General features: G+C 53.6%; 1 protein-coding gene and 1 pseudogene. Both read left to right on the top strand.

Going from position 1 to position 999, the window contains the following annotated elements:
• A pseudogene (locus tag B2633_RS09460) lies at positions 1-434 on the top strand (FAD-binding and (Fe-S)-binding domain-containing protein); the annotation flags it as partial.
• 200 nt (positions 435-634) lie between these two features.
• Positions 635-999: hypothetical protein (locus tag B2633_RS09455; RefSeq protein ID WP_483170364.1), on the top strand; the 365-nt coding region annotated here is incomplete at its 3' end.

Here is a 999-nt window from a genome sequence, read left to right as displayed (position 1 = left end):
AACGGGACTGGGTGCCTTTCGATATTATGATACGCATGTTAAACCCGCGGGGAATGGCGGATATGATGGCCGAGATGATGGATGACCTGATTCAGGCCATGCCCGGTCCAATGGCGGGTATGATGAAGTGGCTGCGAAGCCGGAAACCGGCGCTAAAAAAACCTCTGATTGCAGCGATGAAGCCTGTGATGCCCAGGCTCTTTCCCATCCTGTTGCCGGGTATGCTGCCCAGGGTGATGCCTAAAATGCTGGAAATGGTCAAGGCCAAGGTGCCTATGCCCGACTTTATGGCCGAACAGATGCCGGACTTGATGCCACCGGCCATGGCCGACCTCATGCCCAAGATGCTGCCCGATATCATTCCTTATTTCATGCCCCATCTGGAGTCTTACTTGCAGGCAGAAAACAAGCCAGAGGTTGTTCTGTCCCGCTAAAATAAGAGAGCTCAGGGGGTGAGGTATTCACCCCCTGTTTGATCCTCTGGCCCTTTCTTAAATCCTTCTGAAAATGCACGGCAGTACCGGGCAAATGCTTATCCCTCAGGCCGTGCCGCAGTGCAGAAAATGCGCCGGTATGTGTTTAGACAAGCTGCCCGGCATGCGGTATCATGGGAAAAGGAAAGGAGGCTTGGGTATTGAAAAAGAAGCGTGCCTTAATTACCGGGATTTCTGAATTGGCTCCGCATAAAACCGCATATGGACAAAAGACCCTGGCCTTGCTGGCTGAATCCAGCCGTTTGGCGATTGAGGATGCGGGCCTTCAAAAACGCGATATAGATGGGCTCCTGGTCACTCCTCCCAGCGAAGACAGCGCTTTTATGTGGCCGGCCCAGGTAGCCGAGTATTTGCAGATTAAACCGGTTTTTCTCAATATGGTGGAATTGGGGGGAGCCAGTGCGGCTGGAGCTGTAGCCCGGGCGGCCATGCTGGTTGAAGCAGGCATATGCGATAATTGTCTGTGCCTGAGCGGCGGGGTTTGGGACAGCCAGGTCTTTAATAC

The sequence above is a fragment of the Syntrophomonas sp. UBA1041 genome (assembly GCF_002316705.1).
Lineage (GTDB): Bacteria > Bacillota > Syntrophomonadia > Syntrophomonadales > Syntrophomonadaceae > DTU019.
Note: the sequence above shows the minus strand (reverse complement) of the source record. Positions and strands in the feature narration are given on the sequence as shown.